Here is a 6,848-nt window from a genome sequence, read left to right on the forward strand (position 1 = left end):
ATAGGTTTATTGTGTAGAAGAGCACGATCATAGTAAATGACCTTCGGCGTATTCATCCACCGGGCCGACTCGATCTACGACGATAGCCCGGCGGAACGCTACCAGTTCCCCAAGCCCTATCTCGACCGCGCGCAGGCCTGTGTGGGCGACTGGATTGTCTACTATGAGCCGGTCAAGGTGCGTGGCTCGAAGGGCTATTATGCCATGGCGCGGGTAGAGCGGATTGTGCCCGACCCCAGCGCCACCGACATGTATCTGGCGCTGATCGAGCCGGGCAGCTATCTCGAATTTGCCCATCCGGTGCCGTTTGTCGATGCCGATGGCTGGGTGGAAAAGGGGCTGCTCAACGAACAGGGCCGGATTTCCGGACGGGCGCAGGCGGCGGTGCGGCCGATCTCGCCGCAGGATTTTGACCGCATTCTGGCGCGCGGTCTGGCTGAGGAGCAGCCGCTGCTGCCGCGCGTGGGCGCCGCGGAGGTGACAGCGGACCTGCCCAATAGCATCGGCGAGATGGGGCAATCGGCCTTTATCCATGAGCAGGAGCGCGAGCGGATCAGCGCCATGACCACGCGGGTGGTGCGCGACCGGGTGTTTCGCCGGGTGGTGCTGCGCGCCTATGGCGAGCGCTGCGCGGTGACCGGGCTCAAGCTGATCAATGGTGGCGGGCGGGCCGAGGTGGCGGCGGCGCATATTCGGCCGGTTGAGCACAATGGCCCCGACATCATCAATAATGGCGTGGCGCTTTCGGGCACAGCGCACTGGATGTTTGATCGGGGGCTGATCGGGCTCAGCGATGAACTCGACATCATCGTCTCACGGCAGGTCAATGACCGCGACGGCGTGGAAAGCCTGATCAACAAGACGGGCAAGCTGATCGGGCCGCTGATGGCGCGGGACCGACCGCATCCGGCGTATCTGCAGTGGCATCGGGAGAATTGTTTCAAGGCGTGAGGCCCCCACCTAACCTCCCCCTGAAGGGGGAGGGATGGCGCGGTGGGTGGGGCGGGCTCCAGCGACACGGCCATACCGGTATCGCATGAAGTCCTCGATCAGTTCGGTCGTCAGCGTCGTCGCTTGATCGAATGCGTCCACAATCTCGGCGAATTGCTGGTCGGCCTTTGCATCATCTGTGCCATTGAGATGAAAAAAGAGCACCGACGTCCCTTCTTGCTCCAACAGTCCTGTTTTGATGTGCGCCCCTGACAGATGCACATAGGAGGACGTGGCCTTATAGACTGCACTCAGCCCCGGATAATACTCGTTCAGTTTCTGATGGAGAATTTTGTCATCGAGGCGTTCATTGTGACGGGACTTGAGTTCTCGGTAGCTCCCGTCATTCATCAGGTGCGTGCCTGCCGCTTCAACGTCCTCTATGAGCGACAGACCAAAAATACGCATAGCGGTATCGAGTTGCAATCTGATGAGCGCCGCAGCCGCGAGCGTATTCTTGGCGCGCACCAGCAGGCAGAAGGCATGGCTCAGCGACGTCGTTTTCTTGACTGCCGCAAGTACAAACCAGCCGATGTCGGGAATTTTTGTGCCCTGCGGACCTATATAGGTATCGGGGATCTTTTTCAGTCCGGCGGCGGTATGTTCAATCTTGCCTAGTTGAGCTTCCAGATCGAAGGCTTGCGATTGATCCAAGCTCCATCTCCCTCTGCGCGAGACCGACCACCTTTTCACCCCCGCTGCGCGCCGACTTCTCCCCTCGGGCGAGGCGGGGCATGCACCGATCCCGAGTGTTGCAACACCTCAGGATGGGTCCCGGCCTTCGCCGGGATGACACCGTGGGTGGGGCGCGAGCTGTGGACTACTCGTCGCCCATCTTCAGCGCCTTGATGAAGGCTTCCTGGGGGATTTCGACATTGCCGTATTGGCGCATCTTGGCTTTGCCCTTTTTCTGCTTTTCCAGCAGCTTGCGCTTGCGGGTGGCGTCGCCGCCATAGCATTTGGCGGTCACGTCCTTGCGCATGGCGCGGACGGTTTCGCGGGCGATGATCTTGCCGCCAATCGCCGCCTGGATGGGAATGACGAACAGGTGCGGCGGGATCAGATCCTTGAGCTTTTCGCACATCAGCCGGCCACGGCCTTCGGCGACGGAGCGGTGCACCAGCATGGACAGGGCGTCGACCGGCTCGGCATTGACGAGGACAGTCAGCTTGACCAGATCGCCGACGCGGTAATCGGCCAGGGCATAGTCAAAGCTGGCATAGCCCTTGGAAATGGACTTCAGCCGATCATAGAAATCGAACACCACCTCATTGAGCGGCAGATCATATTCGACCATGGCGCGGTTGCCGACATAGCTCAGATTGCGCTGGATGCCGCGGCGATCCTGGCAGAGCTTGAGGATCGAGCCGAGATAGTCGTCGGGGGTGAGAATGGTCGCCTTGATCCAGGGCTCGCGGATCTCCTCGATCTTCATCACATCGGGCAGATCGGCGGGGTTGTGCAGATGGATCTGCGTGCCGTCGGTCATGGCGATTTCATAGACCACCGAGGGGGCGGTGGCGATCAGATCGAGATCGAACTCGCGGCTGAGCCGTTCCTGGATGATTTCGAGGTGCAGCAGGCCCAAAAAGCCGCAGCGGAAGCCGAAGCCGAGCGCCGCGCTGGTTTCCATCTCATAGGAAAAGCTGGCGTCGTTGAGCCGCAGCTTGCCCATGGCGGCGCGCAGCTCGTCAAAATCGGAGGCGTCGACCGGGAACAGGCCACAGAACACCACGGGCTGGGCCGGGCGGAAATCGGGCAGGGCCTGGGCGGTGGGCTTTTTGTCCTCGGTGATGGTGTCGCCGACATTGGTATCGGCCACTTCCTTGATCGAGGCGGTGAAGACGCCCAGCTCGCCGGGGCCCAGCTCCTTGACTTCGACCAGCTTGGGCGTGCTGACGGCGACGCGATCAAGCTCATAGACGGCGCCCGAGGCCATCATGCGGATCTTCTGGCCCTTTTTCATCACCCCGTCGATGATGCGCACCAGCACGACGACGCCGAGATAGGTATCGTACCAGCTATCGACCAGCAGCGCCTTGAGCGGCAGGTTGATATCGCCCTTGGGGGCCGGCAGGCGATGCACGATGGCTTCGAGCACGGTGTCGATGCCGAAGCCCGATTTGGCGGAGATTTCCAGCGCGTCGGAAGCGTCGATGCCGATGACGTCCTCGATCTGCTGCCTGACGCGCGGCACATCGGCGGCGGGCAGATCGACCTTGTTCAGCACCGGGACGATTTCGTGATTGGCGTCGAGCGCGTGATAGACATTGGCCAGGGTCTGGGCCTCAACGCCCTGGCTGGCGTCGACCACCAGCAGCGATCCTTCCACGGCGGCCATGGAACGGGAGACTTCATAGGCGAAGTCGACATGGCCGGGGGTGTCGATCAGGTTGAGGATGTAATCCTCGCCATTGAGCGCGTGATATTTCAGGCGCACGGTCTGCGCCTTGATGGTGATTCCGCGTTCGCGCTCGATATCCATGGAATCGAGGACCTGCGCCTTCATCTCGCGCAGCTCCAATCCGCCGGTGAGCTGGATCAGCCGGTCAGCCAGGGTGGACTTGCCATGATCGATGTGCGCGACGATGGAGAAATTGCGAATGTGGGAAAGCGGCGTTGTCATGGGTGGCCTGATAGCAGATGCCAAAGGGCGCGCAAAGATGGTTTCCGCAGCGTTAAGGCGGCTGATGTGGCAACGAAGCGGCCGGGCCGGGCGTTGCAGGGGATGAAGATCACCCCAATCGCCCTCGCCCTCGCCCTGACCTGCAGTTTCAGCCCCGCCTATGGGCAGGACTGGCTGGCGCCCCTGCAGGAGCTGGCCGACCAGCTGACCGGGCCCGCCAAGGCCAGTCCACCGCCGAAAGACAGCGGCGGCACGGCGCGCCCGGCAGCCCCCAGGGCGCCGACCCCGCCGGTGGTGGCGCGGCCCGACATTGCCCCGGTAGCGCCGCCGAGTCCCCTGGCGCGACCGGATTTTTCCGCTGCCGAGCCGGCTGCCGAGACAGCGCCGGAAGAGACCGAGGCCGAGTCAGCGCCGGAACCTGAGGCCGAGGCGGCAGCAGAGCGCGCGGCGTCGGCGCGGGTGTATCAGGGGGCCTGTCCGGCGGTATTGCAGGGCCTGGTCGCGGCGACCATGCGGGCGCCGATTGCCGAGGGGGCGTGCGGGGAACAATCGCCGCTCGAGGTGACGGCGGTATTGAGCCGGGGGCGGCTGGTGCCGCTATCGAGCCCGGTCACCACCAATTGCGCCATGGCCAGCGCCCTGCCCGCCTGGGTGGCGCAGGTGGATGGCTATGCCCAGGCGATGCTGGAGAGCCCGCTGGCGCAGATCAATACCGGGCCGGGCTATATGTGCCGCAAGCGCAACAATGCCGAGACGGGCTTCGTGTCCGAGCACGGCTTTGCCAATGCGCTCGATGTCAACGGCTTCACCCTGCAGGACGGGCGGGTGCTGGCGGTCAAGACCGGCTGGCTACCGGGCAATGCGGCCGAGGGACGGCTGCTGCGGCTGGCGCATGACGCCGCCTGCGGCAGCTTCACCACGGTGCTGGGACCCGAGGCCAATGCCGATCACGAGGATCATATCCACCTCGATCTCGGCTGCCACGGGCAGAGCTGCACGGCGCAGCTCTGCGAATAGGCGGCTGGCTTATTGCGCGGGGACGGCTGGTGCCGCCGGCGCAGCACCGGGAGCGGCAGTGCCGGGCGCCGGAACCGCGTCGGTCTGGGCATAAAAGGCGGTGACGGCGTCAACGCTGGCGCGGTCGGGGCTGCCTTCGGCGCAATCGGGCGCGGTGGCTTCGACATCGGCCCTGACCTTGGCATAGGCGGTCATGGCGCTGACTTCATCGAGGCCAACGCTGGCTTCGAGGCGTTTCTGGTCGCCGGCCATGCCGGCCTTGATCTGCTCGGGCACGGGCAGTGCACAAATCTCGATCACCGCCATGGTGGCATAAAAGCCGGTCAGCAGCTCATCCTGCTTGGGGGCGCTGGAAAGGGTTGCCGCCGGATCGACCACGATATCGGTGGCCGCCGGAACAGCGGGCGCCGCCGGCGCGGGCGCCGGGGCGTCCTGCGCCAGGGCAGGATTGAGGCCAAGGGCGAGAACGGAGAGCACGGCGAGGGAACGGAACATGGGGACACCTTCAAGAAACTAGCTGTCTCCCTTGGACCTCCCGAATGTGGCCTCAGAACGACGTGGCGTCGGATTGAGGGTGATGCACGGGCAAATCCGCCCAATCGCGCAGCGACAGATTATCCAGTTCCCGATCGGGTCTTGTGGTGGGGCTGGTGCGCGCGACGAGGCGGCGCACGAATTTGGCTAGACTAGACATTTTGTGACCTCCTTTGGGTCTTGCTGTGGTTATCGCCGGCACTATCACGCTTGGAATGGCGATATACAATGGACAAGGTCACGAGGCGGATATAGAAAAACTATATGCAGAACCCCTTCCCCATTCCGCTCAATGCACTGCGGGCCATCGAGATTGTGGCGCGGCGTGGCGCGCTGGCCCCGGCAGCCGAGGAGCTGGGGGTGACGATTGGCGCGGTGAGCCAGCATTTACGGCGGGCCGAGGAGCGGCTGGGGCTGGCGCTGTTCGAGCGCACGCCGAGCGGGCTGAAGCCGCTGCCGCCGCTCAAGGCCGCGCTACCGCAGCTGACGGCAGGGTTTACCGGCCTGGCCGACGGGCTGGCGAGCCTGAAGGGCAGCGATGACAGCGTGCTCAACCTCACCGTGGGCAGCGTGTTTGCCTCGCGCTGGCTGATCTGGCGGATCAACAAGTTCAGCCAGGCGCATCCCGATATCGAGTTGCGGCTGAGCGTTACCGCCAGCATGGTCGATCTCAGCCGGCCCGATGTCGATTGCGGTATCCGCTTCGGGCATGGGCGCTGGCCGGGGGTGACCGCCGAGCTGGTGGGCGGCACGGCCTATCAGCCGGTGTGCGCGCCATCGGTGGCGCCGCGGCTGAGGAGGCTGTCCGACCTGGCGCAGGTGCCGGTGATCCAGGATGTGACCACCATGCTCAGCTGGGAGGCGTGGCGAAGCGAAGTGGGGCTGGACCCGGCGATCAAGCTGACCGGGCCGATCTATTCGGACGCCTCGCTGGCGTTTGACGCGGCGATTTCCGAACAGGGCGTGCTGATGGCTGCCGACATGATGAGCGCCGACGCGGTCAGCGACGGGCGGCTGGTGCGGCCGTTCAACCATAGCGTGGAAGGGCCACAGGGCTATTTTCTGGTGGTGGCCAAGGGGCGGCGCGAGAGCGCCAAGCTGCGGGCGCTGCGCAGCTGGCTGGCCGAGGAAGTGCCGGCCAGCGTCAATGGCTATCTGGGACTGGCGCGGGGATGAGATACGACGTGCAATGGGATAGCCAGCGGGCGGGTGCTCGCGCTATGGAGAGCCATGGCAGATAGTTATCGAGCATGGCTGCGCGGCGCGCTCAAATGGCAGGACATTGCGGTGATCGACCTGCGGGACGAGGACGGCACCGGCAAGAAGCTGCAAAGCTGCGGGCTGAAAACCCTGGGCGAGATCGACAAGATCGCCGGCCCCAAACTGCTCGAAATCGAGGGCATGGGCATTGGCGTGATCAAGCGGGTGCGCGCCATCATCAAGAAATGCAAGGCAACGGAACGGCGCCGGCGACCGACGGCAGTGAGCTATGTGCGGACGGAGCGGGAATTTCCGGAGTGAGGGGGAGCGGCTCGACCTCACCCGACAGCCATTCGCCGCTGTTGAGCACAGGCGATTTTTGCGGGCGCCGTGTCGGGCATTGCCTTGCCTTTGACCAGGCACGGTCCTAGAGACCGGGCATGAGTGCTGACAAGTTCTTTCTCGTGGCCACCATTCTTGC

The 6,848-nt window shown here is 63.9% G+C and carries 8 protein-coding genes; 4 read left to right on the forward strand and 4 right to left on the reverse strand.

Going from position 1 to position 6,848, the window contains the following annotated elements:
• Positions 1 to 36 precede the first annotated feature (36 nt).
• On the forward strand, positions 37 to 951 hold the full coding sequence (locus Q8O80_RS10130; RefSeq protein WP_305579346.1) for an HNH endonuclease: 915 nt from the start codon (positions 37 to 39) through the stop codon (positions 949 to 951).
• A 9-nt stretch (positions 952 to 960) separates the two neighbouring features.
• Here Q8O80_RS10130 and Q8O80_RS10135 read toward each other — a convergent pair whose 3' ends face one another.
• On the reverse strand, positions 961 to 1,644 hold the full coding sequence (locus Q8O80_RS10135) for a hypothetical protein (protein WP_305579347.1): 684 nt from the start codon (positions 1,642 to 1,644) through the stop codon (positions 961 to 963).
• A 166-nt stretch (positions 1,645 to 1,810) separates the two neighbouring features.
• Positions 1,811 to 3,616, reverse strand: coding sequence for a translation elongation factor 4 (gene lepA / locus Q8O80_RS10140; protein ID WP_305579348.1), 1,806 nt, complete (start codon positions 3,614 to 3,616; stop codon positions 1,811 to 1,813).
• A 102-nt stretch (positions 3,617 to 3,718) separates the two neighbouring features.
• On the opposite strand from lepA, the gene Q8O80_RS10145 reads away from it, so the two are divergent.
• The gene (locus Q8O80_RS10145; protein ID WP_305579349.1) at positions 3,719 to 4,633 is read left to right on the forward strand and encodes an extensin family protein; all 915 of its coding nucleotides are present in this window, start codon (positions 3,719 to 3,721) and stop codon (positions 4,631 to 4,633) included.
• 9 nt (positions 4,634 to 4,642) lie between these two features.
• On the opposite strand, the gene Q8O80_RS10150 is transcribed toward Q8O80_RS10145, so the two are convergent.
• Positions 4,643 to 5,128, reverse strand: a complete 486-nt coding sequence (locus Q8O80_RS10150) for a hypothetical protein (protein WP_305579350.1) — start codon at positions 5,126 to 5,128, stop codon at positions 4,643 to 4,645.
• 52 nt (positions 5,129 to 5,180) lie between these two features.
• Positions 5,181 to 5,327, reverse strand: a complete 147-nt coding sequence (locus Q8O80_RS10155) for a hypothetical protein (protein ID WP_305579351.1) — start codon at positions 5,325 to 5,327, stop codon at positions 5,181 to 5,183.
• Between the two features lie 104 nt (positions 5,328 to 5,431).
• Here Q8O80_RS10155 and Q8O80_RS10160 point away from each other — a divergent pair, with 104 nt between their 5' ends.
• Together Q8O80_RS10160 and Q8O80_RS10165 are read left to right on the forward strand one after the other, a co-directional pair.
• Positions 5,432 to 6,343, forward strand: coding sequence for a LysR substrate-binding domain-containing protein (locus Q8O80_RS10160; RefSeq protein WP_305579352.1), 912 nt, complete (start codon positions 5,432 to 5,434; stop codon positions 6,341 to 6,343).
• Between the two features lie 54 nt (positions 6,344 to 6,397).
• Positions 6,398 to 6,688, forward strand: a complete 291-nt coding sequence (locus Q8O80_RS10165) for a hypothetical protein (protein WP_305579353.1) — start codon at positions 6,398 to 6,400, stop codon at positions 6,686 to 6,688.
• The last annotated feature ends 160 nt before the right edge of the window (positions 6,689 to 6,848 follow it).

The organism is Devosia sp. (genome assembly GCF_030689745.1).
Lineage (GTDB): Bacteria > Pseudomonadota > Alphaproteobacteria > Rhizobiales > Devosiaceae > Devosia > Devosia alba.

Bases quoted from the DNA above. Each gene is read 5' to 3' on its own strand.
- lepA (WP_305579348.1), bottom strand. From the start codon at position 3,616: ATGACAACGCCGCTTTCCCACATTCGCAATTTCTCCATCGTCGCGCAC.
- Q8O80_RS10155 (WP_305579351.1), bottom strand. From the start codon at position 5,327: ATGTCTAGTCTAGCCAAATTCGTGCGCCGCCTCGTCGCGCGCACCAGC.
- Q8O80_RS10150 (WP_305579350.1), bottom strand. From the start codon at position 5,128: ATGTTCCGTTCCCTCGCCGTGCTCTCCGTTCTCGCCCTTGGCCTCAAT.
- Q8O80_RS10145 (WP_305579349.1), top strand. From the start codon at position 3,719: ATGAAGATCACCCCAATCGCCCTCGCCCTCGCCCTGACCTGCAGTTTC.
- Q8O80_RS10165 (WP_305579353.1), top strand. From the start codon at position 6,398: ATGGCAGATAGTTATCGAGCATGGCTGCGCGGCGCGCTCAAATGGCAG.
- Q8O80_RS10160 (WP_305579352.1), top strand. From the start codon at position 5,432: ATGCAGAACCCCTTCCCCATTCCGCTCAATGCACTGCGGGCCATCGAG.
- Q8O80_RS10130 (WP_305579346.1), top strand. From the start codon at position 37: ATGACCTTCGGCGTATTCATCCACCGGGCCGACTCGATCTACGACGAT.